This is a genomic window from Bacillus sp. FSL M7-1345, assembly GCF_038006985.1.
Taxonomy (GTDB): domain Bacteria; phylum Bacillota; class Bacilli; order Bacillales; family Bacillaceae_G; genus Bacillus_A; species Bacillus_A cereus_U.
Genome location: NZ_JBBOWG010000001.1, coordinates 4,179,738 through 4,204,142, shown reverse-complemented (window position 1 = coordinate 4,204,142; position 24,405 = coordinate 4,179,738). Strand labels below are relative to the sequence as shown.

Sequence of the window (24,405 nt, the reverse complement as noted above, 5' to 3'; positions counted from 1 at the left end):
GGTATCCTCCATTCTTTTTCCTAATTATAACATTTTTCGTATAGATTTAATTAAGCCTAGAACAATATGTTCTAGGCTTAAAGCTTCATTGATTAATCATACTTATGTCGACCTTCCGTAATTCGAATATACTCAATATCCATCAAATCTCTAAGTAATGCACCATTACTTACTTCCACACCATGTTTCTCTTTAAAATGTGTGCGGATCGTATCTAACATTTCGATTTCTTTCCCATTCACATCTAAAATAATACGTTCATAATCATCCATGTAGCACCCTCCTTTTCTAAACACATATATTTTGTCCGTCTATTACTAAAAAATGTATGTTAGTGTAATGTTAGAAAATAAGAAAGGAATGGAAAATGAGACGTATTTATTTTGTAGGGTTAATTTTGTATACGCTAATTGTATTACACGTTGCATTCCCAAGAATATTTACATTTGAGAATGTAAAAACAATACATATAGCAATATTTATCTTTACTTTATTTGTAGTAGATTGCTGTATTTCTGTATGGCTTTCTAGAAAAAAGAAAGTACAAGAAGTAAAAGATAAAAAAGAAATAGAACGGAAAAAGAGAAAACGTTCATTTTGGATGACAACGTATTGTTTTTCTTTAGTGATTGCTGCTGCATTTTTTAGTGAGCATATTCCACTAGAAAGATTGGATATTGAATTTTGGGCAATTGTATTTGCATGTTATTTTTTCATGCACTTTCTTCCTTATATGAAAGAAAAGCGAGGAGAAGAGGAAGATCCTATTGAAGAAGAAGCGAGAGAACAAGAGAGTAAGAGAATAGAAGAAGACATAAAGAAACTTGGAGAACACAAGTGGTATTTAAAATCAAAAATTATATATGTTCTTTGCTTCATTACGCCGCCAATCGGTTATGTGTATGTTTTCTTACTTCGTAAAAAAATGACAGAAGATGCAAAGCAAACGTACTTAACGGTTGCGACGATAATGATGGCGCTATGGTCTTTGAAGTTCCTTCCGCCTTATGTGTTTGCAGTTGTCATTGTTGTTGTAGCTTGCCTTGTATTTATAGTGAGATATGTGAAATGAGTTGTAGTGTATATGCTGCAACTATATAATTAAAATCGTAATAATATTATATTTTGTATTTTAAATAAAAGGGGATGCGGTATGAGTTTAATTAAATCAGTAACTAGAGCGGCGGCTAAAGTTACAGCTGAAGTAGTTGGCGGTGCGATAGAAGCAGTAGGAGAAGTTACGAACAGTAATTTCATAAAGGATGTTGGAAAAGGGGTCAATAAAGCTACTGTTAAAACTGGGGAAATTGTTGGGAATATTGCTGATGGGACATATGATGCTATAGGTGGACTCATTACAGACGATAAACAGCAAGCGAAACGAGGATATGAAGAAATAATTGGAACGGTTCAGGATACGGCAAGGACGATTGGAAACGGAGTTGTACATGTTTCAGAAAAGGGAGTTGAAACTGTGCAAGCGATACGAGAAGGAGATACTGATAAAGCAATAGAAGCAGGAAAAGAATTAGCTAAAGTTGCAGCTGTAGGCGTCTTCTCAGTTGGAGTTATTGATATAATTGATGGTGCGGATGGAATTGCAGAGGGAGTAGAAAGTGATAGTATAGCACAAGCATCAGCTCCAGAAGCAACTGATGTAGAATATACAACGGAGGAAAATCCGAATACTCATCATGTAACACCCCATGAAAGAGTTTTACCTGATGGGAGCACAATTTGGGTAGATGGTGATGGAGATACGAGTGTAAATACACAAGGTGGTTGGGAACAGCATAACCCGGATTATCGAATTCCTAAAGTATAAATAAAAATAGGGTAGGTAAGAGATTTCCTCTTGTCTACCCTATTTATGTTTATAAATTAAAGATCACCTTGCTCCTCATCACCACGAACAACAAGGACATCGCATTTCGCATAGCGAATAATATGTTCAGAGACGCTACCAATTAGGAAACGTTCTACAGCATTTAAACCAGTTGCACCACACATAATTAAGTCTACTTTATTGTTTGGAGCAATTTCTTTTGAAATTTTAGATTTAGGATTACCGAATTCTAATACAGTTTCAATGTTTTCAAGGCCAGCTTCAAGCGCAGTTTTTTTGTAGTCTTCTAATAAGTCTTCTGCAAATAGATTTGCACGTTCAGCAATTGCTCGGCTATACGCCTCTACTGCTGAGTATGCTTTTACATCAACGATATGAGCAATTGTTAATGTTGCATTGTTTCGTTTTGCGACTTGAATTGCCTTTTTAAAGGCTTTTTCTGCTTCTTTAGAACCGTCCACCGCGATTAAAATATTTGTATATGTATTATTCATAGTAAATTCCTCCCAATCATTTTTATAACTGTTTACAACTTAATTATAAAACAAATTATGGTAATGTGCCTGTTAAAACGTTACAGAATTTTGAAAACTTTGTTTCAATTCATTTTAGTTGTAATTGGAGCGAGAACTTGTTACATATGAAGTATGGCAATTTAAAAGGAGGCAGTTTTGTGAGACATGCGCTCATTACAGCCGGTACGAAAGGTTTAGGAAAGAAAGTAACAGAAAAGCTATTGGCTAAAGGGTATTCAGTAACAGTAACGTATCATAGCGATATAACTGCTATGGAAACAATGAAAGAAACATATAAAAATATGGAAGACCGTCTACAGTTCGTGCAAGCTGATGTCACGAAAAAGGAAGATTTACATAAAATAGTAGAAGAAGCGATGAGCCGTTTTGGCAAAATTGACTTTTTAATTAATAATGCTGGTCCTTACGTATTTGAAAGGAAAAAATTAGTCGATTACGAAGAAGACGAATGGAATGAAATGATCCAGGGTAATTTAACAGCGGTGTTTCATTTATTAAAACTTGTCGTACCGATTATGAGAAACCAGCAATTTGGCCGTATTATTAACTATGGATTTCAAGGGGCAGATAGCGCACCTGGATGGATTTATCGTTCAGCCTTTGCGGCTGCGAAAGTAGGACTTGTTTCATTAACGAAAACAGTATCTTACGAAGAGGCGGAATATGGTATTACTGCGAATATGGTTTGCCCTGGTGATATAATTGGTGAAATGAAAGAAGCAACGATTGAAGAAGCGCGAAATCTGAAAGGTAGTAACACACCAATTGGTAGATCTGGAACAGGCGAAGATATTGCAAGAACCATTTCGTTTTTATGTGAAGAAGATTCCGATATGATTACTGGTACGATTATTGAAGTAACCGGCGCTGTTGATGTTATTCATAGACATCGATAGAATTAAATAAAGTGAAGTTTCGAATAATTGGACAGTTTATCCTTTATACTGAGAGGTACGGATAATACTGTCCTTTAATGTAAGATTAAATCTATCGGAAAACTTGTATTATTTTTTGTCAAATATTGAGATATTATGTTAGAATATAAGAGTGTAGAAAGCGCTTTAAAAAAATGATTCAGGGGTCATTTCATAACTCAAGGGGGAACTAATAATGCGTATCGGTATTCCAACAGAAATTAAAAACAATGAAAACCGCGTGGCAATGACGCCAGCGGGAGCTGTACATTTAGTACAAAATGGTCATGAAGTTTTTGTTCAAAAAGGATCAGGTGTAGGATCAGGATTTACAGATGAAGAATACGTACAAGCTGGTGCGAAACTTGTTGAAACTGCTGAAGAAGCATGGAATCAAGATATGGTTATGAAGGTAAAAGAGCCAGTTGCAAGTGAATACGGTTATTTCCGTGAAGGTTTAATTTTATTCACATATTTACACTTAGCTCCAGAGCCAGAATTAACAAAAGCATTAATTGATAACAAAGTGGTATCAATTGCATACGAAACAGTACAATTAGACAATCGTTCTTTACCATTACTTGCACCAATGAGTGAAGTTGCAGGTCGTATGTCTGCGCAAATTGGTGCACAATTCCTTGAGAAAAACAAAGGCGGAAAAGGTATTTTACTTGCAGGTGTTCCAGGGGTTAAACGCGGTAAAGTAACAATTATCGGCGGTGGTCAAGCTGGTACAAACGCAGCGAAAATTGCAGTAGGTTTAGGTGCAGATGTAACAATCATCGACTTAAGTGCAGAACGTCTTCGTCAATTAGATGATATTTTTGGAAACCAAGTAAAAACGTTAATGTCTAACCCGTACAACATTGCAGAAGCTGTAAGAGAATCTGATCTTGTAATCGGTGCGGTATTAATCCCAGGTGCAAAAGCGCCAAAACTTGTAACAGAAGAAATGATTCAATCAATGGAACCAGGTTCTGTCGTTGTAGATATTGCGATTGACCAAGGTGGTATTTTCGAAACAACTGACCGTATTACAACTCATGACAACCCAACTTATGAGAAACATGGTGTTGTTCACTATGCAGTTGCAAATATGCCAGGTGCGGTTCCACGTACATCAACTCTTGCATTAACAAACGTAACAGTACCATATGCAGTACAAATTGCTAACAAAGGCTACAAAGAAGCTTGCCTAGGCAACGCTGCATTATTAAAAGGTATTAACACATTAGATGGCTATGTAACATTCGAAGCGGTTGCAGAAGCGCACGGCTTACAATATGCTGATGCGAAAGAGCTTCTTGAAAAAGCTCCTGCTTTATCATAATAGAAATAAAATAAAGACCTTTCCTTTGTAGGAAGGGTCTTTTTGTTTAAACTAATTATCTAATTTCTTCACAATTTTCAAGCCGAACATCATTGTGAAGAAAAGAATTCCAAACAAGTAATACAGGGCATACTCTACTCGTATCGTCGAATTTTCGTTAGTGATATATAAAACAAATAGTATCGCAGAGCCAATTAAATGAGAAAGACCGAAAATTTGCGCCATAAATTTTAAGCCCATTTTTTCAATTCTTTCATCTGTCTCAGGTAATGGGTATTTCTCGGACTCTTTCTTTTTGTTCTTAAAGAATATTCGTTTCACTACAAATAGTACCAAGGCTAAGAGTATGTATACGCCAGTGAATAGAAGGACGGAACGAATCTTTTCTTCATCGCTACTATTGAAATAAAGAAAAGTCGATCCTAACACTAAAATGGTAAGATGTAAAATGAATTCTTGATTAAAAGTATTTTTCATTCTTTTTCCTCCCCAGTTTTATCTAATTGAAATAAATCTTCTACTTTACAGTTGAAAAACTCACATAATTTCAATGCTAATTCTAAACTTGGGTTGTATTTACTCTTCTCGATAGCGATGAGGGATTGTCTAGTGATTTGAACAGAGGAGGCTAATTGCTCTTGGGTGATGTCTCTAACGACGCGGAATTGTTTTACTTTATTTTTAATCAAATATACAAAGTCTCCTTTTTGTAAATTTGTTACATTTATCATATCCATTTTTAGGTAATAAGTAAATGAAACTTTACAAAAAGTAAACAAAACTTTACGAGAAAATTCGCTTGTTACAATGTATATTTTTGTGATAATTTGGAATTAAACGAGAAATGAAAATCGATAGAGGGAATTGGGTGGGGAGAACTATGGAAACAGTAAATCTATTAGAATTAACAAAAGATATTAAAGACCAACATAAAAACTTCGTCGTTTCAAATGTGAATAGTCATTGCTTACGAATTGCTGTGTTTACTGGTGAATATGATTGGCACTATCATTCTAATTCGGATGAATTATTCATTGTATTAGAGGGGGAATTACTTATTGATTTTCAAAATAGAGAAACAGCAGTTTTAAAGCTGAACGATTCCATTTTAATTCCAGCAGGAACAATTCATAGAACGAGAGCATTAAAGAGAACGGTAAATCTTTGTTTTGAAAATATAGAGGCGGATACGGTTATTGTGGAGGTCGTATGAGAAGGTTAGAGATTGAAGAATACGATAAAGTAATTCCACTTTTAGAAGGGAATCAACGAACAACGACTTTTGCGTATGCAGTTTGTGATCAAAACATAAATGGTGAGATTTTTATAAATGAGAAATTAACAGCAGGACTAATCGTCACCACTAATGGTATTTATTATTTGTTTGGTGACACTCAAGACCAAAGTTATAACGAAGATTTATTTTCGTATATAAAAACAGCCATTGAAAAAACAGAGAAACGATTTACACTGTTCACTTCGAGTGAAGAGTGGGAAATGATGATTGAAGAGTACTTTAGTAATGCATTTCGGAACATCCCACGAACGACATTTCAATTTCAAAGAGAAGTTTTTGAAGATAGAAAAATAGAATTAAACAAAAATACATATGAAATTAAACGTATTGATAAAAGTGATATAGAACGAAGTAATGAATTTACAGAGGATTATTACAAAGAATATTGGGGATCAAAAGAAGTGTTTTTGAATAATGGCTTTGGATTTTGTATAGAACAAGATGGGATAATTATAGCTGAATGCGTCTCAATATTTAGAGGGAATAGTTTTGCTGAAATTGATATTGCAACGCATGAAGTGCATCAAGGGAAAGGGTTAGCCCAAGCTGTCGCAACACATTTCATTGAACATTGCATGCAAAACGATATTACACCGTGCTGGGATTGTAATGTAGACAATATTCCTTCGCAAAAATTAGCTAGTAAATTAAGTTTTCATAATCCAATAGAATATAGTTTGTTTGTACGTAAGAGAACGGGGGAATAAAAATGAATGTGGAGTTAACGAGATTTAAAGTGAAACAAGGTAAAAGTCATCGTGTAGATGAATGGATGCAGCTTCTTAATGACAATATGAAAGAAGTGCTTTTGACATTAAACGACGAAAAGATGTATGTAGAGACAATTTTCCGGGAAATAAGAGATGGAGAAGAGTACTTATATTGGTATTCTGTGCAAGGAGAAGGTGGGGCTCATGTCGAAAATTCTCATCATGAAATTGATAAAAAGCATTTGGAGTTTTGGTATGAATGTATTGATGAGGATGCTCCGGCTGTCGATATGAAAACGGAAGTCGTTATGATTCAAGATGTTGTGAAGGAAGCGATGAAATAATAGAATAGTATTTTTGAGAGGAGCACATTGGCGAAGATGTGCTTATTATTATGAAATTTTTTTAGAAAAGCTGTATACATTTTACGCTCTCAAACGTTGAGTATATAGAAAGGAGAGCGGAATGAGTAATGATACGTTTGAATCATTATTAATAGAGAAATCAAAAGCTGTGTTTGGATTTCAGGGGAGTTATGCTGATAGAAAGAAAGATGAGTACGAGGATATTAAAAGAAACTCTATAGGATTTATTGGTTCTATGAAATCTTTAAGTGAAAATAAAGGGGGATTTCAAGACCATTTTAGGACAAACTATAAGGAAGTAAAAAACACCAACCCAAAAGACATACCAATATACGGAGTAGTCGTAACCGGAAAAACAGAGGATTTACAAAGTTTACAAGGAGCACCTTATATTAAGGCGGCTGTTAGAGGTGTAACAGTGGAGAAATATTAATTACAGTTAATTAATGTGAATAATCAGAAAATTTATGTTATAATATGGGAAAAGGAGGCTAATATGAAGCAAATACATGGAGCAATTTATATTTACATAACAATATTTCTCGTGGTAATATCCTATGGTTTAGGGCACGTGTATTCGCATCCTATATTAACTTTTTTAAGTGGAGCATGTATGGTGTTTGCGTTTCTTGTCCACCTTTTCTCAGTTTGGATTGTGAAATTTCAATTAAATATTAGTGAAATAGAAGAAGGCACTTTTTAAAGGGCCTTCTTTTTTAATAATATTTAGGAAGCTCTTGTAGTAATTTTTCAATTTCGCATTCGGTTTTTTTACATATAGACAGTGTGCGTAGTCTGAAAAATAAGCTACGTAAGAAAGATTTTATATTTCCGTATAGAAATTCATACGATTCAATGTGTAGTGTTTGTTTTTGAGTTTGTAATTGAGCTACTAAATCACCGAGGGCTATTATGAGTACTTCTTCCTTTAGATCATTTTGTAGCATTGCGACAATCGGATAAACGATACGCTCATCTTCTTCATATTTGTAATAAATGGAATGGACACAAACTTTGTTTAATAAAGTTTGTAGTATTTCTTCGTAATGTGAAGTTTCCAGTTTAGGATTATTAACAAGTGCTTCAAATGTATCGGAAGCATGAGCGATACTATGTGCCCAGCCGTGGTCTTGCACATACCCACGGAAATCATGTTCTTTGTTCATATATAGAATTAATTTATCTTTCACATTTAAAATATCAGTCTGTGATAAGAAATTATGATTTGTATCAGCATCAATAATGAGTGCGATTAATAATGTTGTAAATGCACGGGTAAATACAGCGTCATCGTCATCTGTATGAATTTTATAGAATAAATAGTTTTCACTGATGCTTTCTGATAATAGTTTCTGTAAGTGGGTGTGTGAAATATAGTCCTTCTTGATTAGATGATAAAAAGTAGAGTAAATGAGTTTGTCTCTTAAATAGCTATCGGTAACACCGATATGTTGAAGCATGCTGGAACTTAAGGAATCAATATGAATTGTGTTAGCCATTATGTAATTATTAGTACGAATTTCTTCTAACTGTTGTTGTAACATATAAATCCTCCTAATTTAGAAAATTCTGTATATTGATAGTATAATGAGAGGAAGGAATAGACAAGAAATAAGTGCTTTTGAATGGAGAGTCATTATGAAGAGAGCATTATTTTTTTTTATTAGTATTTTCTTTTTAGGAAGTTGTTCGAATTCGTATGTTACTTTTTCTGGAGAGAGCAAAAATCGGACGGGGCAATATAAAGGGTATATCATATTAAGAAATGACACGGTGTTTTTTGTCGGCGATAAAACGTTTGAAACAAAAGTAGAGTTGCAAAATTATATGGAACAACAAATGAATAAAGAGCATCCATCAGATACAGTCTTGAGCTTTAAGGATAAAAACGCATATGATCAATTAAAAACAGGGGATAAAATAAATGTATGGTCTTCTCAAATACTTGAAAGCTACCCAGCAAAAATGATTGTAGAGAAATTTGAACTAGTAGAGAAATAGAAAAAGGTAGCAATCAAGCTACCTTTTTTATCCCGCTATTTGTCGGGCAGTAAGACTCCCACCTCAAAATTCGGCTGGAGCAAAGAAGTTAGGTGGGAGATCAACTGCCCGTAAACGCCCGATTGGTGAAGGCTAATAATCAGTGGGGGATGAACAAAACCCCCACTGATTAAAGTTTCACTTTATTATTTCACAAATTGTAATTCTTTCGGGAACTTCGTTAAGATTTCTGATCCGTCTTTTGTGATGTAAATATCATCTTCAATACGAACGCCGCCTACGTTTGGTACGTAAATACCTGGCTCGATTGTGAAGACCATACCTTCTCTTAATAGAGACTCGTTGCCTTCTTTTACATCTGGGTATTCGTGTACGCTAATTCCAAGTCCGTGACCAAGGCGGTGTGGGAAGAAGTCTCCGTAACCTGCATCTGCGATAACAGAGCGAGCAGCGTTGTCAATTGCACCAAATGTAACGCCTGGTTTACATGCTTCAACTGCTTGTAGTTGTCCAGCAAGTACAGTGTTGTAAATGCGAGTTTGTTCTTCAGAAATATCACCAAATGCTACTGTACGTGTAATGTCAGAGCAATAACCTTCAATGATTACACCTAAATCAAATAGTACGAAATCGCCGCGTTTCATTTTGTTTGCACCTGGAATACCGTGTGGAAGAGCAGAGTTTGCACCTGCTAATACCATCGTATCGAATGACATTTTATGGATGCCTTTTGTTTTTAATTCATGCTCAATAATTGCTAATACTTCTAGCTCACTACGATTTTCTTTAATTGCATTTATACCAACTTCAACAGCATAGTCTGCCATTTTAGCTGCTTCACGTAAAATAGAAAGTTCTTTTTCATCTTTAATTAAGCGAAGCTCGCGAACTTTCTCTTCAGCTGATTTGAAAGCTGCATTTGGGAATAATTTTGTTAATTCTTCGTAACGTTCTACGTTTAAATGTTCTTTTTCAATTGCAACTGCATTTGCATCAATACCACGATCTTTAATTGCTTTTGCAATCATATCCCATGGTCTGTCAGTATCAGTAAATCCGATGATTTCATGTGCCCAGCCAGCGTTACGCGCTTGACCTTCTTCCATTTTAGGACAAATTAAAATAGGTTCTTTTTCTTGGAATACAAACATACCAAGTAGTCTTTCATGTGGTTCACAGTGGAAGTTCGTCATGTAGAAAACGTTCGGTGTAGAAGTTAAGAACGCAGCTTCTACGTTTTTTTCTTTTAGCCATTGCATTAAATTTTCTAATCTAGCATTCATCGATTGGCACCCCCGAGATATTTAATTACAAATATAACTTTACATCGGATGAAAGCGTTATGACAAGTAAATAGATGTTAGAAAAGACAGGTAATTGAGAAATCATGTAGAATAAAAAGTGAGAATGTGAATAGGGGAGGAATGTAATGATGAAAGTATCTTATCACGGGCATTCAGTTGTAAAGATTGAAACGAATGGAAAAGTTATTTTAATTGATCCGTTTTTAACAGGAAATCCGAAAACAGATTTAAAGGCTGAAGATGTAAAAGTTGATGCGATTATTTTATCGCACGGACACGGTGATCATGTTGGGGATACAGTAGCGTTAGCAAAGAAAAATAATGCGGTCGTTGTGGCACCATTTGAATTAGCGACATTTTTAGGCTGGCAAGGTGTAAATACACATCCAATGCATATTGGAGGTTCACATGTATTTGACTTTGGTAAAGTGAAATTCACACAAGCATTCCACGGATCTAGTTATATTGATGAAGAAAATAAGACGATTACATATACAGGTATGCCAGCTGGTATTTTGTTTACGGCAGAGGAGAAAACGGTATATCATGCAGGAGATACTGCGTTATTCTCTGATATGAAGTTAATTGGAGAACTTAATAATATTGATGTAGCATTTTTACCAATTGGCGATAATTTCACAATGGGGCCAGAAGATGCTGTTTTAGCTGCAAAATGGACTGGTGCGAAAACAATTGTACCGATGCATTATAATACGTTCCCGGTTATTGAACAAGATCCATATCAATTTGTAGAAAAGCTACAAAATTGTACAGGGAAAGTATTAGAAGCTGGAGAAAGTATTACACTATAAAAAAGAAACCCTTCATTTGAAACGACAAGTGAAGGGTTTTTTATGTGTGTAGTACAGTTTTTAAAGTTTGTATTTGTTTAGGTAATTCTTTTCTTTTTGTACGTGGCTGTTCGGGTGTTTCATTCAACTCCATTGCAACTTTTTTCCCGTCTACGAAAGCTAAAAATACAGCACCTACAACCTCTAAAAATTTTTTCATAATGTATCCACTCCTTTGTTTCATTTCTTGTCTTAATTGTATATTGAAGCGTGTGGACAAACCATCGAACGAGATGACAATACCATTACATTGTTGTAATAGAATGACTGGTGTAATGTAAGGAGCATTTTGTTATAAAAAAAATAGTACAGACATACAAAGAGAGAGTGTAACAGTTTTGGAAATATAGTATACTGAAAATACAACACATGAAGAATTTAGGGAAAAGAAAGTATGGTGAAACCATTTGGCTACCAAACATAATCAAATTTTAGAACATATTAATAGCCTGCCAGTAGGGCATAAAATTTCTGTGCGGCAAATTGCGAAAGATTTAAGTGTAAGTGAAGGGACCGCTTACCGTGCAATTAAAGATGCAGAAAATAAAGGGTATGTTAGTACAATTGAACGTGTCGGAACAATTCGAATTGAGCAAAAGAAGAAAGAGAATATCGAAAAACTGACATATGCAGAAGTCGTTAACATTGTCGATGGTCAAGTACTTGGGGGCAGAGAAGGACTACATAAAACGTTAAATAAATTCGTTATTGGGGCTATGAAATTAGAAGCGATGATGCGCTATACAGAAGCGGGGAACTTACTTATTATCGGTAACCGTACGAACGCACATCAATTAGCATTAGAAACAGGGGCTGCTGTATTAATTACAGGTGGATTTGATACAGAAGAGCATGTGAAAAAGTTAGCAGATGAATTGAAATTGCCAATTATTTCGAGTAGTTATGATACATTTACGGTCGCAACGTTAATTAACCGTGCAATTTATGATCAACTTATTAAGAAAGAAATTGTACTCGTTGAAGATATTTTAACACCAATTGAAGAAACACTATATTTAAAGCCTAGTGACATAGTGCAGAAATGGCATGAGTACAATGAAGAGACGATGCATGGACGCTATCCAATTGTGGATGAAAATAAAAAGGTGTTAGGTATCGTAACTTCGAAAGATATGATTGGTGTTGCGAAAGATACACCGATTGATAAAGTGATGACGAAACACCCGATTACGGTAAATGGAAAAATGTCTGTCGCAGCTGCAGCACGTATGATGGTGTGGGAAGGTATTGAATTACTTCCTGTTGTGGAGGATGGAAATAAATTGCAAGGTATCATTAGTCGTCAAGATGTACTTCAGGCCTTGCAGATGATTCAGCGTCAACCACAAGTTGGTGAAACGATTGATGACATTGTAACGAATCAATTTATGACGCCGAAAGAAGCGAAAAATGAGCATTTATATCAATTTTCAGTGACACCACAAATGACGAATTCAATCGGGACGTTATCTTACGGTGTATTCACAACAATTGTGACAGAAGCAACAAACCGCGTCATTCGTGCGCAGAAGAAGAGCGATTCAATTGTTGAGAACTTAACAATTTATTTCGTAAAGCCGGTTCAAATTGATAATGTTGTATCGGTTCATCCGAAAGTATTAGAAATTGGGCGTAAATTTGGTAAGGTTGATGTAGAAGTGCATCATGAAGGTAATGTTGTCGGGAAAGCGTTACTTATGGTGCAATTGATCGATAAATAAAAAGATGGAACAAATCGCTTTGGTTTGTTCCATCTTTTTTGTTTTATTGGGCTTTGAAGCTATTGCTAAAGATGTGGAAGAGTTTTAGCAGGATATATATGCGGAGACGTAATTATATGGTTAAAAAACAGAATATTAATTTAATTTCAGTTTATACTATGTTATAACTGTATTATAAGATAATAGATGTCGGAAGGTGGTATACCATATGTCATCAGAAGTACTCTTTTTTGGTGGTATCGCACTCTTTTACTTTCTTGTGATGATACCAATTCAATATTTATATTTACAAGGATTGCATGAAAAAAAGAAAAGAACAGGATTATCTCAGCAAGAATTATACAAACAGATGTCTTTTGAAGAAGAACAATTACATTTTCACGTGCAAGGTAATCTCTTTAATATACCATCTGCGTTTGTTGCATATACGATTTTGAAAGTGAAGGGACGTAAAAAAGCATCACAATATTGATGCTTTTTTTACGTTGTTTTATAAGATTCGGCTTCTTTGACTGCTAATGGTAAAAAATGTTTATATTGGCGAAATCCATTAAATGTACTCGCGCTGCCAAGTAAAATAAACAAAACACCAACGATAATGCGTGCAGTTGAAAGTTCTAAAAAGAATTGGTTTATCCCAAAGAATAGGACGAATAAGCCGAGTGCCATTGCGGATTTTCCTGAGAGCCAACCTTTCTCCATTGGACGGTTTGTACGAAAGAATTTTGTTTTGTAGAAGAGGTACAACACAAATGAGATGATAATACAAAAGACGAATACTGGCATAATACACGCTCCCATCGATTGGTATAAAAATAACATTTTAGAAAAAAAAAAAAATCTAAACTTTCTAATTTTTATTATAAAGCAATTGTTCGCATGTATGAAATGTTTTCCGTTATAATGGGGGATAAAGTGAAACTTTAATTAGTGTGGGGAGATCCCACGTACTAATTATTAGCCCTCACCAATCGGGCTTTTACGTGCATCCGGGCTCCAAATTAATTTTGCCCCATTGTTTTTAATACTTTTGAGGTGGGAGTCTTACTACACGTTAATGCGGGATAAAATGAAGAAGTTGAATAAAAAGGAGATTATACATATGCATGAGCAAATTTTAGGAGCAATTAAAGAGTTTGATACAATTATTATTCATCGTCATGTACGTCCGGATCCAGATGCGTTAGGTTCTCAGTGCGGACTTGGTACAATTCTGCAAGAATCGTTTCCAGAGAAAAATATTTATATGGTTGGGTACAACGAGCCTTCTTTAGCGTTTTTACGAGTAATGGATGATATTGAAGATAGTATATATGAAGATGCACTTGTTATCGTTTGTGATACAGCAAATCAAGAGCGTGTTTGTGATCAACGTTATGCAAAAGGAAAGATGGTAATTAAAATTGATCATCATCCGAATGAAGACCCGTACGGAGATATTACGTGGGTGGATACGACAGCTAGTTCTACAAGTGAAATGATTTATGAGTTTTACAGTTATGGAAAAGATAAAGGATTAACGATATCAAAGGAAGCAGCTCGCCTTATTTTAGCGGGTATTGTCGGTGATACAGGTCGTTTCTTATTCCCAAATACAACAGCGAAAACACTTCGTTACGTAAGTGAGCTTGTTGATATGGACGTGAAATTCACAGATTTATACAATGAAATGTATAAGACAAAAGAAAAGATTGCTCGTTTAAACGGTTATATTTTACAAAATTTCACGATGGTAGAAGAAGGCGCAGCATACATTAAATTAACGAAAGAGGTACTAGAAGAGTTTGATGTACTTTCTACTGAAGCATCTGGTGTTGTCGGGGCGCTTGGTAATATTGATGGATTAAAGGCATGGGTTCTATTTTTAGAGGAAGATGATGTTATTCGTGTTCGTCTTCGCTCAAAAGGACCAGTTATTAATAAATTAGCAATGCAATATAATGGCGGAGGACATCCGATGGCTTCTGGTGCAAAAGCATCTTCTTGGGAAGAAGCGGATCGCCTTTTTGCTGATTTACGTGAGCTATGTAAATAAGAAGTTGTATGTTGAACGAAAGAGAAGGAGAGGCGCTGAGGCCCTCCTTTTTTTATTTTTCTTTCTCTATATCAATACTAATTTCAAGTACGGTATCAAAAGAGACTGTGTCTACTTTAAAGCGGTATATACGATCGTAATGTTTGTACGTTTTATTTTCGATGACTTTTTTGAGTAGGTCTTTATTTTTTGCGATGCTTTGAATGTTTTTCGTTAAAAGATGCTGGAGATCATTATGGATAGAGGTGGTCATATTTTCAAGTGTAAGATTGTCTAAATCATATTTTTTTCGATTTATAATTTTTATTTTGATTTCTTGAATTGTTAAGAGTCGTTTATTTTCTGTGTTCAATTTCTCTTGGTCTTCGAGAAGGACGTGGAGTTTGGCTTCTTGTTTCTCGATGATTTCTTTTTGTTCTGCTATTTTACTAGCTTGTTCCTGCTGAAAAACACCGTATATGTACAAAAAAATAAACCAGCTCAAAATCCCTCCAACAGCAGCACCAGCTAAAACTAAATACCACCTTTTGGCTGTATTGGCACTCGGTACTCTCATACATGTTCCTGTGTAAGCCACTTAATAATAATAAGACCAGTTTGCATACCACCAGTTGCGAAAAAAATAAGGAGAATTTGTTTTACGATATCTTTCATATCTCCGCCAAAGAAGCTTCTTTCAAAGCTATAGAAGGTATCGAACGTTCCGCCAATTGCTGCAACGAGTGCCCAAATTCTTAAGTTTTGAGCAAATTGACTAATATAAGTTAGAGCTGGTTTTCCGATGAGAAATGCACCAAATCCGCCAATTAATGAACCACCAAGTATAACTCCAAAGGCAATAAAGTAACTAATAATAAGCAGAGAGAAAAAAGTATGTTCTCTTACATCCATCGTCATTCCCCTTTCTTCTTCATATATATGGACAAAGTATGAGAAGTATGTTTTGATTTCCGCTTTCCTCATCACCTATAATAAAAGTAGTCAAATAGGTAAAGAGAGGGTACAACAGTGAAGTTTGTGCATTTACAATGTCAAACCGTTTTTAGTTTATTAAAAAGTGCTTGCAAAATTGATGAGCTTGTCATTCGGGCGAAAGAGCTTGGATTTTCATCGCTGGCCATTACAGATGAAAATGTTATGTATGGAGTTATTCCGTTTTATAAAGCATGCAAGAAAAATGGTATACAGCCTATTATCGGCTTAACAGCTTCTATTTTTAGTGAAGAAGAAGAAAGGTCTTATCCACTTGTCTTACTTGCTGAGAATGAAATAGGCTATCAAAATTTATTAAAGATTTCTAGCAGCATTATGACGAAGTCAAAAGAAGGTATTCCGAAGAAGTGGCTTGCTCATTATGCGAAAGGATTAATTGCAATTTCACCAGGGAAAGACGGAGAAATTGAACAGTTATTATTAGAAGACAAAGAGAGTCAGGCTGAAGAAGTAGCTCATACGTATCAAAATATGTTCAGCAATTTTTATATAAGTTTGCAGCATCATGCGATTCAAGATGAACTGCTTTTACAAGAAAAACTGCCTGAATTTATTAATAAGGTAAACGTTCCAGTCGTTGCAACAAATGATGTTCGCTATATTAATCAAAGTGACGCACTTGTTCATGAATGTTTATTATCTGTTGAAGGCGGAACGAAAATGACTGATCCAGATAGGCCGAGAATGAAAACGGATCAGTATTATTTAAAGTCATCGGATGAAATGGAAGCACTCTTTTCTCATGCTGAGGAAGCGGTTCAAAATACAATAACAATCGCGGAACGTTGCCAAGTAGAAATTCCTTTCCATGTAAATCAACTACCGAAGTTTCCTGTTCCATCTAACGAGACGAATGATACGTATTTGCGCCGTGTTTGTGAAGAAGGCTTAAGTAAACGATATGGTACGCCAAAAGAAGTGCATATACAGCGTTTGAATCATGAATTACATGTGATTTCTCGTATGGGATTTAGCGATTATTTCCTCATCGTATGGGACTTTATGAAATATGCACATGAAAATCGTATTTTAACTGGGCCAGGCCGTGGATCGGCAGCGGGTTCACTCGTTTCTTATGTATTGGAAATTACAGATATTGATCCAATTGAATATGACTTATTATTTGAAAGGTTTTTAAACCCTGAACGTGTGACACTTCCAGATATTGATATTGATTTTCCAGATATAAGACGTGATGAGATGATTCGATATGTGAAAGATAAATATGGTCAGCTTCGTGTCGCTCAAATTGTAACGTTCGGAACTCTTGCAGCGAAAGCCGCAATTAGAGACATTGCTCGTGTAATGGGGCTCCCGCCAAGAGATATCGACATATTCTCAAAACTTATCCCATCAAAGCTTGGTATAACGTTAAAAGATGCATATGAGGAATCGCAATCGCTCCGTGAGTTTATACAAGGGAATCTTTTGCATGAGCGTGTGTTTGAAATTGCAAAACGTGTAGAGGGATTACCGCGTCATACGTCTATTCATGCAGCTGGCGTTATAATGAGCCAAGAACCGTTAACGGGAAGTATAGCGATTCAAGAAGGGCATAACGATGTTTATGTTACGCAATATCCAGCTGATGCACTAGAAGAACTTGGATTGCTCAAGATGGATTTTTTAGGCTTACGTAATTTAACGTTACTTGAAAATATTATAAAGTTTATTGTTAAAAAAACTGGGAAACAAATTGATATAAGAAATTTACCTCTTCAAGATGAAAAGACGTTTCAATTGTTAGGAAGAGGGGATACAACAGGTGTATTCCAGCTTGAATCAGGTGGTATGCGAAATGTACTTCGCGGGTTAAAACCGAATGAATTTGAAGACATAGTTGCTGTTAACTCTTTATACAGACCAGGACCGATGGAACAAATTCCAACCTTTATTGAATCGAAGCATGGGGAAAGACGAATTGAATATTTACATCAGGATTTAAAGCCCATTTTAGAACGAACATACGGCGTAATCGTATACCAAGAACAAATAATGCAAATCGCATCGAAGTTAGCTGGATTTTCGCTTGGAGAAGCGGATTTACTGCGCCGTGCTGTGAGTAAAAAGAATCGTGATATTTTAGATCAAGAACGTAAGCACTTTGTTCAAGGTTGTTTGGAAAACGGATACGATGAGACATCTTCAGAACAAATTTACGATTTAATTGTAAGATTTGCGAATTACGGTTTTAACCGAAGTCACGCTGTAGCTTACAGTATGATCGGATATCAGCTTGCATATTTAAAAGCGAATTATACGCTGGAATTTATGACTGCGTTATTATCAAGCGCAATTGGAAATGAAGATAAGATTGTGCAGTATGTACGAGAAACGAAGCGGAAAGGTTTTCACGTTTTACCGCCGTCTCTTCAGAGAAGTGGTTACAACTTCCAAATAGAAGGGAATGCGATTCGATATAGTTTACTTTCGATTCGGAATATCGGAATGGCTACCGTGACTGCGCTACTCGAAGAACGAGAGAAAAAAATGTTCGAAGATTTATTTGAGTTTTGTCTTCGTATGCCATCAAAATTTGTAACAGAGCGAAATTTAGAAGCGTTTGTCTGGTCTGGATGTTTTGACGATTTTGGTGTTTCGAGGACGACGTTATGGAAAAGTCTTAAAGGGGCGTTAGAGTATGCAAATCTTGCACGTGACTTTGATTTAGGGGATGCTGTTCCGAAATCAAAATATGTACAAGGAGAAGAGCTATCCTTTATTGAACAGTTAAATAAGGAGAAGGAAGCACTCGGTTTTTATTTATCTAGCTATCCGACAGCGCAGTATGCGGAGTTAGGAAAAGAATTAGAAATCCCATCTCTTGCTCAGGCGATGCGACATAAGAAAAAAGTACAAAGAGCAATCGTATATATAACAAGTGTGAAAGTTATTCGTACGAAAAAGTTGCAAAAGATGGCGTTTATTACATTCTGTGATCAAAATGATGAAATGGAAGCCGTCATTTTTCCAGAAACGTATATACATTTTTCACACAGGTTACAAGAAGGGGAAATTGTTTTAGTTGATGGTACGATTGAGCAAAGAAATCATAAGTTGCAATGGATCGTGAATGGACTATATCCGCTAGAAGAAATGGATGTTTATGAAGGAATGAAAGAAGCATCTGTTTACGTGAAATTGCCGTCTCAATATGAAAAAAAGCTTGTAAATCAAGTTACGAAAATATTGTTTGACTATTCAGGTTTTACGAAAGTACTAATTTATTATGAAAAGGAACATAAAATGGTACAATTATCTCGAAGTTTATCGATTCATCCAAGTGAAGAATGCTTAGGAGCACTTCGTGAAATTGTCGGGGACGAAAATGTCGTTGTGAAAATATAATGGACAATTTCCCTACACTTCGATTATTATAGTAGTAGTGTTCGTGGTCAGACCACTTGGAGAAGTTGATATCAGCCAGAATAATTTGAGGAGAGTGGATAGTTTGTCAACACTTCGTGAAGAAGCACTTCATATGCATAAAGTGCATCAAGGAAAATTAGAAACTGTATCAAAAGTAAAAGTAGAAAATGCAAAAGATTTAAGTCTTGCATATTCTCCAGGGGTTGCAGAGCCTTGTAAAGAAATTTATGACGATAAAAGTAAGGTATATGAATATACAATGAAGGGAAATATGGTAGCAGTTGTGACAGATGGAACGGCTGTACTTGGTCTTGGTAACATTGGACCTGAAGCATCTCTTCCAGTAATGGAAGGTAAAGCTGTATTATTCAAGAGCTTTGCTGGCGTAGATGCATTCCCGATTGCCTTAAATACAAACGATGTAGATAAAATTGTTGAAACTGTAAAATTAATGGAGCCAACTTTTGGCGGTGTAAACTTAGAAGATATCGCAGCACCAAACTGCTTCGTTATTGAAGAACGTTTGAAAAAAGAGACAAACATTCCGATATTCCATGATGATCAACACGGAACAGCTATCGTAACAGTAGCAGGTCTTGTGAACGCGCTGAAGTTAGTTGGAAAGAAAATGTCCGACATTAAAGTTGTCGCAAATGGTGCAGGTGCAGCAGGTATTGCAATCATTAAACTTTTATATCGCTATGGTGTACGTGACGTTATTATGTGTGACCGTAAAGGTGCAATCTATGAAGGTCGTCCTGTCGGTATGAATCCGGTGAAGGATGAAGTTGCAAAATATACAAATAAGAATCGTATCGAAGGTTCTTTAGCTGACGTTTTACAAGGTGCGGACGTATTCATTGGTGTATCTGCAGCAGGTGCATTAAATGAAGAGATGGTTCGTACAATGAATGACGATGCAATTATTTTTGCAATGGCGAATCCGGTTCCAGAAATTATGCCAGAATTGGCAAAAGCAGCGGGCGCAGCTGTTGTTGGAACAGGTCGTTCTGACTTCCCGAACCAAGTAAATAATGTACTAGCGTTCCCAGGTATTTTCCGCGGTGCACTTGATGTACATGCGACACAAATTAATGAAGAAATGAAGATGGCAGCTGTACAAGCCATTGCAGAGCTTGTATCAGAGGATGAGTTGAATGCAGACCATATCATTCCAGCGCCATTTGACGCGCGTGTAGCGCCTCAAGTAGCGGCTTACGTTGCGAAAGCAGCAATGGAGACAGGAGTGGCTCGCCGTCAAGTAGATCCAAATGAAGTCGCTGAGAAAACAAAACGATTAGCGCTGATTGGTAAAGAATAAGCGAGGAATTTCCATTGACATCATCAAATACAAAAGTATATCTCGAAATTGTAAAAAAAATCCGTTCCATTATGGAAGAGGATTGTTTAGTAGCAGGAGATCGTTTGCCATCTGAGCGTGAGTTAAGTTCACGCTTAAATGTTGGACGTTCCTCTGTAAGAGAAGCATTACGTGCTTTAGAACTGGTAGGATTAATTGAAACGAGACGTGGTGAGGGGACGTTTATTCGAAACTTTTACGATAACGGTCTTGTACAATTAATTGCTCCGTTCTTGCTGCAAGATGAGAAAACAATTCGTGATTTATTACAAACAAAACGATTGCTTGAGAAAGATATGATTCGACTTGTATGTAATTTACCGAAAGAAACGTTTTCTGGAGTACTAAGTAAATTACACCAAGTGCTTGAAGAAAATGAAAGCTCAATTCCGGTGCTTCATCAAACGTTCTTTAAAACACTTATTGAACAATTCGATAATTATTTACTCTATCGCATTTGGATGATCGTAAATGATTACGTTGCAACTCTTTCTTGTGAAGTTTCAGGAGATTCTATCGAAATCTATAGAAAGCTTTATGCTACTTTGGAAGTGAAACAAGAAAATGATGCGTTAAAAATTTACGATGAATTAGTAGAGAATATACAGTTTCACTCGTAATGTATAAAATTTGTCGAAATGACCATGACACGTTATGACAAACATTCTACCGCATAGCGGTTAAAGTTAAACGTAAAGAGAGAGGTTATTAGACAGATTGAGAAGATAAGGCTAACATCAAACATTGGTGTTAGCCCCATTTTCTTCTTACGCTAACCTTAGCTCTCAACGAAGGGGGTCAAATTGTGCTAAGAGATTTATTCGTGAAAAAGAAAAAGTACGCTGCAATACCTTCAGAACAAATACGAAAAGATGTACCAGATGGCGTTATGACAAAATGTCCGAAATGTAAAAAAATCATGTATACGAAAGAGCTTCTTAAAAATTTAAAAGTATGCGTGAATTGTGGATATCATCATCCGATGAATGCATGGGAACGCCTTGATAGTATATTGGACGAAGGTTCATTTCGTGAGTATGACAAAGAGATGGTTTCACTAAATCCACTTGAGTTTCCGGGATATGAAGAGAAACTAGAAAACGATCGTAAGAAGACTGAATTGTATGAAGCGGTTGTAACTGGTGAAGGAACAATTGATGACATGCTTGTTGTTGTTGCAGTAATGGATTCTCGTTTTCGAATGGGCAGCATGGGCTCTGTTGTAGGAGAAAAAATTGCTCGTGCGGTTGAAAAGGCATACGACTTACAGGTTCCATTTATTATCTTTACTGCGTCGGGTGGTGCCCGTATGCAAGAAGGGATATTAAGTTTAATGCAAATGGCGAAAACAAGCGTAGCTTTGAAAAAGCATAGTAATGCAGGAGGGTTATTTATTTCTGTTATGACTCACCCGACGACGGGCGGGGTTTCAGCGAGTTTCGCTTCACTTGGTGATTACAATCTTGCAGAGCCAGGTGCACTTATCGGATTTGCTGGTAGACGCGTAATTGAACAAACAGTGCGTGAGAAACTGCCAGAAGATTTCCAAACGGCAGAATTTTTACTAGAGCACGGTCAATTAGATGCGGTGGTGCATCGTGATGATATGAGAGAATCACTCCGTAAGATTTTAGAAGTTCATCAAGGAGGGGAAATGGCTGTATGGCAGAGCTAGAATTTGAGAAACCAGTTGTTGAGCTAAGAAATAAGATTCGTGAACTGAAAGACTATACGAAAAACAGCCAGATGGACTTCAGTGAGGAGATTCGTATTTTGGAAGACAAGCTAGAAAAACTAGAGGAAGATATATACGGCAATATGAAAGTATGGGACCGTGTTCAAATTGCTCGTCATGCAGAACGACCGACAACGCTCGATTATATTGAGCACTTATTTACTAATTTTTTTGAATGTCATGGAGATCGCCTATTTGGCGACGATGCAGCGATTGTCGGCGGCATTGCGAAATATAAGGGGATGCCTGTAACTGTAATTGGGCACCAACGCGGAAAAGATACGAAAGAAAATATTCGTCGTAATTTTGGGATGCCTCATCCAGAAGGATATCGAAAAGCACTGCGTCTAATGAAACAAGCGGAGAAGTTTAATCGTCCCATTATTTGTTTCATCGATACGAAGGGAGCTTATCCTGGTAAAGCAGCTGAAGAACGTGGACAAAGTGAAGCTATCGCTCGTAATTTATTTGAAATGGCGGGTTTAACTGTACCTGTTATTTGCATTGTTATCGGTGAAGGTGGTAGCGGTGGTGCGTTAGGTCTTGGAGTAGGAGATTACATTCATATGCTAGAAAATTCCACTTATTCTGTTATTACACCAGAGGGTGCGGCGGCGATTCTTTGGAAAGATGCTGGTAAAGCAAAAGAAGCTGCAGAAGCGATGAAAATCACAGCATTAGATTTGAAAGAATTAGGTGTAATTGACGAAATTATTCCAGAGGCAAAAGGCGGAGCGCATCGTAATATTTTGAAACAATCAGAAAATATAGATTTAATGCTTAAGAAAACTTTTGAACAATTAAGCGGAATTTCGAAAGATGAATTAATCGAAAAACGTTATGAAAAATATATGAAAATTGGGCAAGTTTCGTTTTCAAACGCTTCCATTGGGATAAAATAAGAAAAGCGTGCGTTCCTCTTCGCGAATGCACGTTTTTATTATGAAAAGACACATCTTCTCCATTGTGTTTTTGTATTTTTTCGTGTTATTTTATTATAAGGCAAATAATCTTTATGAGGTGAGTACAAATGAAACGTATTGGTGTATTAACGAGTGGTGGAGATTCACCTGGTATGAATGCTGCCATTCGTGCAGTTGTTCGTAAAGCGATTTTCCATGATATTGAAGTATATGGTATTTACCATGGATACGCTGGTTTAATTTCTGGTCATATTGAAAAATTAGAACTTGGTTCTGTTGGCGATATTATCCACCGCGGTGGTACAAAATTATATACAGCAAGATGTCCTGAGTTTAAAGACCCAGAAGTACGACTAAAAGGAATCGAGCAATTAAAGAAACATGGTATTGAAGGACTTGTTGTTATTGGTGGAGATGGTTCTTACCAAGGTGCAAAAAAATTAACTGAGCAAGGATTCCCATGTGTAGGTGTACCAGGTACAATCGACAATGATATCCCTGGAACAGACTTCACAATTGGTTTCGATACAGCTTTAAATACTGTTATTGATGCAATTGATAAAATCCGTGATACAGCTACATCTCATGAACGTACATATGTTATCGAAGTAATGGGACGTCACGCTGGAGATATCGCATTATGGGCTGGTTTAGCTGATGGTGCAGAAACTATCTTAATTCCAGAAGAAAAGTATGACATGGAAGATGTTATCGCTCGTCTGAAACGCGGTAGTGAACGTGGCAAAAAGCACAGTATTATCGTTGTAGCTGAAGGTGTTGGAAGTGCAATTGACATCGGTAAGCACATTGAAGAAGCAACAAGCTTTGATACTCGTGTAACTGTATTAGGTCACGTGCAACGTGGTGGATCACCAAGTGCACAAGACCGTGTATTAGCTAGTCGTCTTGGCGCAAGAGCAGTTGAATTGTTAATTGCTGGTAATGGCGGACGTTGTGTTGGTATTCAAAATAATAAACTTGTTGATCATGACATTATCGAAGCGTTAGCTCAAAAGCATACAATCGATAAAGATATGTATCAATTATCTAAAGAATTATCTATCTAATTGGCTTAATGCCTTGTATTTGGGAACGGTTTCATAATTTTCGGAGGT

At 36.2% G+C, this 24,405-nt stretch carries 29 protein-coding genes and 1 pseudogene; 20 read left to right on the top strand and 10 right to left on the bottom strand.

Translation table 11 applies throughout. The annotated features are described in order from the left end of the window. Positions 1–92: 92 nt before the first annotated feature. Positions 93–272, bottom strand: a complete 180-nt coding sequence (locus MHB76_RS21955; protein ID WP_002112241.1) for a hypothetical protein — start codon at positions 270–272, stop codon at positions 93–95. Between the two features lie 95 nt (positions 273–367). Between MHB76_RS21955 and MHB76_RS21950 the strand changes: the two genes are divergently transcribed. Then, positions 368–1,072, top strand: coding sequence for a hypothetical protein (locus MHB76_RS21950; protein WP_078175055.1), 705 nt, complete (start codon positions 368–370; stop codon positions 1,070–1,072). Between the two features lie 81 nt (positions 1,073–1,153). Continuing rightward, positions 1,154–1,825 (top strand): hypothetical protein, encoded by a 672-nt coding sequence (locus MHB76_RS21945; RefSeq protein ID WP_078175056.1) that lies wholly within the window; start codon positions 1,154–1,156, stop codon positions 1,823–1,825. Between the two features lie 56 nt (positions 1,826–1,881). On the opposite strand, the gene MHB76_RS21940 is transcribed toward MHB76_RS21945, so the two are convergent. Beyond that, positions 1,882–2,340 carry a universal stress protein gene (locus tag MHB76_RS21940; protein WP_002112239.1) on the bottom strand — a complete coding sequence of 153 codons (459 nt, stop codon included), beginning with the start codon at positions 2,338–2,340 and terminating at the stop codon, positions 1,882–1,884. A 146-nt stretch (positions 2,341–2,486) separates the two neighbouring features. On the opposite strand from MHB76_RS21940, the gene MHB76_RS21935 reads away from it, so the two are divergent. Together MHB76_RS21935 and ald are read left to right on the top strand one after the other, a co-directional pair. After that, entirely contained in the window at positions 2,487–3,278 is a 792-nt protein-coding gene (locus MHB76_RS21935; RefSeq protein WP_078175073.1) for an SDR family oxidoreductase, read from the top strand. Positions 3,279–3,492: 214 nt separating this feature from the next. Next, positions 3,493–4,626, top strand: a complete 1,134-nt coding sequence (ald, locus tag MHB76_RS21930) for an alanine dehydrogenase (RefSeq protein WP_002112237.1) — start codon at positions 3,493–3,495, stop codon at positions 4,624–4,626. A 51-nt stretch (positions 4,627–4,677) separates the two neighbouring features. On the opposite strand, the gene MHB76_RS21925 is transcribed toward ald, so the two are convergent. Next, positions 4,678–5,103 (bottom strand): hypothetical protein, encoded by a 426-nt coding sequence (locus MHB76_RS21925; protein ID WP_078175060.1) that lies wholly within the window; start codon positions 5,101–5,103, stop codon positions 4,678–4,680. Further along, positions 5,100–5,363 (bottom strand): helix-turn-helix transcriptional regulator, encoded by a 264-nt coding sequence (locus tag MHB76_RS21920; protein ID WP_078175075.1) that lies wholly within the window; start codon positions 5,361–5,363, stop codon positions 5,100–5,102. The genes MHB76_RS21925 and MHB76_RS21920 overlap by 4 nt, the downstream gene beginning before the upstream one ends. Before the next feature lie 143 nt (positions 5,364–5,506). Here MHB76_RS21920 and MHB76_RS21915 point away from each other — a divergent pair, with 143 nt between their 5' ends. The 5 genes and pseudogenes from MHB76_RS21915 to MHB76_RS21895 all read left to right on the top strand — a co-directional run bounded on the left by MHB76_RS21915 (position 5,507) and on the right by MHB76_RS21895 (position 7,701). Then, complete coding sequence (locus MHB76_RS21915; RefSeq protein ID WP_078175062.1) at positions 5,507–5,839, top strand: cupin domain-containing protein; 333 nt, start codon at positions 5,507–5,509, stop codon at positions 5,837–5,839. Further along, positions 5,836–6,630, top strand: a complete 795-nt coding sequence (locus tag MHB76_RS21910; protein WP_078175064.1) for a GNAT family N-acetyltransferase — start codon at positions 5,836–5,838, stop codon at positions 6,628–6,630. Before MHB76_RS21915 ends, MHB76_RS21910 begins: the two co-directional genes overlap by 4 nt. Before the next feature lie 2 nt (positions 6,631–6,632). Beyond that, positions 6,633–6,977 (top strand): DUF6176 family protein, encoded by a 345-nt coding sequence (locus MHB76_RS21905; RefSeq protein WP_078175066.1) that lies wholly within the window; start codon positions 6,633–6,635, stop codon positions 6,975–6,977. 169 nt (positions 6,978–7,146) lie between these two features. After that, positions 7,147–7,431 (top strand): annotated as a pseudogene (locus MHB76_RS21900) (anti sigma factor C-terminal domain-containing protein); the annotation flags it as partial. 63 nt (positions 7,432–7,494) lie between these two features. Then, positions 7,495–7,701, top strand: a complete 207-nt coding sequence (locus tag MHB76_RS21895; protein WP_002160248.1) for a hypothetical protein — start codon at positions 7,495–7,497, stop codon at positions 7,699–7,701. 13 nt (positions 7,702–7,714) lie between these two features. Here the strand turns inward: MHB76_RS21895 and MHB76_RS21890 are convergent, their stop codons facing one another. After that, positions 7,715–8,542 (bottom strand): DUF2785 domain-containing protein, encoded by an 828-nt coding sequence (locus MHB76_RS21890; protein ID WP_078175069.1) that lies wholly within the window; start codon positions 8,540–8,542, stop codon positions 7,715–7,717. 94 nt (positions 8,543–8,636) lie between these two features. Here MHB76_RS21890 and MHB76_RS21885 point away from each other — a divergent pair, with 94 nt between their 5' ends. After that, the gene (locus MHB76_RS21885) at positions 8,637–8,999 is read left to right on the top strand and encodes a DUF3221 domain-containing protein (RefSeq protein WP_078175071.1); all 363 of its coding nucleotides are present in this window, start codon (positions 8,637–8,639) and stop codon (positions 8,997–8,999) included. 185 nt (positions 9,000–9,184) lie between these two features. Here the strand turns inward: MHB76_RS21885 and pepQ are convergent, their stop codons facing one another. Beyond that, entirely contained in the window at positions 9,185–10,282 is a 1,098-nt protein-coding gene (gene pepQ, locus MHB76_RS21880; RefSeq protein ID WP_002160249.1) for a Xaa-Pro dipeptidase, read from the bottom strand. 149 nt (positions 10,283–10,431) lie between these two features. Between pepQ and MHB76_RS21875 the strand changes: the two genes are divergently transcribed. Next, a complete protein-coding gene (locus MHB76_RS21875) occupies positions 10,432–11,115 on the top strand; it encodes a metal-dependent hydrolase (RefSeq protein WP_078172706.1) in 684 nt (227 codons plus the stop codon). 40 nt (positions 11,116–11,155) lie between these two features. Here the strand turns inward: MHB76_RS21875 and MHB76_RS21870 are convergent, their stop codons facing one another. Next, positions 11,156–11,314: a hypothetical protein gene (locus tag MHB76_RS21870; protein ID WP_002112214.1), complete on the bottom strand. Its 159-nt coding sequence runs from the start codon at positions 11,312–11,314 to the stop codon at positions 11,156–11,158. 247 nt (positions 11,315–11,561) lie between these two features. On the opposite strand from MHB76_RS21870, the gene MHB76_RS21865 reads away from it, so the two are divergent. Beyond that, a complete protein-coding gene (locus MHB76_RS21865) occupies positions 11,562–12,875 on the top strand; it encodes a DRTGG domain-containing protein (RefSeq protein ID WP_000201581.1) in 1,314 nt (437 codons plus the stop codon). 208 nt (positions 12,876–13,083) lie between these two features. Then, positions 13,084–13,347, top strand: coding sequence for a DUF3949 domain-containing protein (locus MHB76_RS21860; RefSeq protein ID WP_002112213.1), 264 nt, complete (start codon positions 13,084–13,086; stop codon positions 13,345–13,347). An 8-nt stretch (positions 13,348–13,355) separates the two neighbouring features. Here the strand turns inward: MHB76_RS21860 and MHB76_RS21855 are convergent, their stop codons facing one another. After that, complete coding sequence (locus MHB76_RS21855; protein ID WP_002088950.1) at positions 13,356–13,661, bottom strand: YtpI family protein; 306 nt, start codon at positions 13,659–13,661, stop codon at positions 13,356–13,358. Between the two features lie 316 nt (positions 13,662–13,977). Here MHB76_RS21855 and MHB76_RS21850 point away from each other — a divergent pair, with 316 nt between their 5' ends. Beyond that, complete coding sequence (locus tag MHB76_RS21850; protein WP_217700229.1) at positions 13,978–14,910, top strand: DHH family phosphoesterase; 933 nt, start codon at positions 13,978–13,980, stop codon at positions 14,908–14,910. 52 nt (positions 14,911–14,962) lie between these two features. Here the strand turns inward: MHB76_RS21850 and ytrI are convergent, their stop codons facing one another. After that, positions 14,963–15,466: a sporulation membrane protein YtrI gene (ytrI, locus tag MHB76_RS21845; RefSeq protein WP_002112211.1), complete on the bottom strand. Its 504-nt coding sequence runs from the start codon at positions 15,464–15,466 to the stop codon at positions 14,963–14,965. Then, the gene (locus tag MHB76_RS21840) at positions 15,463–15,876 is read right to left on the bottom strand and encodes a YtrH family sporulation protein (protein WP_078172708.1); all 414 of its coding nucleotides are present in this window, start codon (positions 15,874–15,876) and stop codon (positions 15,463–15,465) included. The genes ytrI and MHB76_RS21840 overlap by 4 nt, the downstream gene beginning before the upstream one ends. A gap of 42 nt (positions 15,877–15,918) precedes the next feature. Between MHB76_RS21840 and dnaE the strand changes: the two genes are divergently transcribed. The 6 genes from dnaE (at position 15,919) to pfkA (ending at position 24,357) form a co-directional block, all read left to right on the top strand. Then, on the top strand, positions 15,919–19,251 hold the full coding sequence (gene dnaE, locus MHB76_RS21835) for a DNA polymerase III subunit alpha (RefSeq protein ID WP_078172709.1): 3,333 nt from the start codon (positions 15,919–15,921) through the stop codon (positions 19,249–19,251). Positions 19,252–19,384: 133 nt separating this feature from the next. Then, complete coding sequence (locus MHB76_RS21830) at positions 19,385–20,593, top strand: NAD(P)-dependent malic enzyme (RefSeq protein WP_165497510.1); 1,209 nt, start codon at positions 19,385–19,387, stop codon at positions 20,591–20,593. A gap of 14 nt (positions 20,594–20,607) precedes the next feature. Beyond that, on the top strand, positions 20,608–21,252 hold the full coding sequence (locus MHB76_RS21825) for a FadR/GntR family transcriptional regulator (RefSeq protein WP_002112207.1): 645 nt from the start codon (positions 20,608–20,610) through the stop codon (positions 21,250–21,252). 185 nt (positions 21,253–21,437) lie between these two features. Then, a complete protein-coding gene (gene accD / locus MHB76_RS21820) occupies positions 21,438–22,307 on the top strand; it encodes an acetyl-CoA carboxylase, carboxyltransferase subunit beta (protein WP_002160256.1) in 870 nt (289 codons plus the stop codon). After that, positions 22,295–23,269 carry an acetyl-CoA carboxylase carboxyl transferase subunit alpha gene (gene accA, locus MHB76_RS21815; RefSeq protein WP_000818786.1) on the top strand — a complete coding sequence of 325 codons (975 nt, stop codon included), beginning with the start codon at positions 22,295–22,297 and terminating at the stop codon, positions 23,267–23,269. The genes accD and accA overlap by 13 nt, the downstream gene beginning before the upstream one ends. 128 nt (positions 23,270–23,397) lie before the next feature. Then, positions 23,398–24,357 (top strand): 6-phosphofructokinase, encoded by a 960-nt coding sequence (gene pfkA / locus MHB76_RS21810; protein WP_002034288.1) that lies wholly within the window; start codon positions 23,398–23,400, stop codon positions 24,355–24,357. The last annotated feature ends 48 nt before the right edge of the window (positions 24,358–24,405 follow it).